At 62.0% G+C, this 229-nt stretch carries 1 pseudogene; it reads left to right on the forward strand.

Annotation, left to right across the window (positions count from 1 at the left end):
• Window positions 1–229 (forward strand): annotated as a pseudogene (locus AC0L3B_RS40540) (UDP-galactopyranose mutase); the annotation flags it as partial.

A 229-nucleotide genomic window follows, 5' to 3' on the forward strand; every position in this document is an offset into this window, starting at 1 on the left:
GCTACGGTCCGCACATTTTCCACACCAACGCCCAGCGCATCGTTGATTACTTGTCGCGCTTCACCGAGTGGCGACCCTACGAGCACCGTGTGCTGGCGAAGGTGGATGGGCAGTTGGTGCCGATTCCCATCAACCTCACCACGCTAAACACGCTGTACGGGCTGTCGATGACGCCTGAGCAAGCCGAAGTGTTCCTGGCCGAGCGGGCCGAGCCGGTGGCGACGATTCG

It is taken from the genome of Bradyrhizobium sp. Kon56, assembly GCF_055807635.1.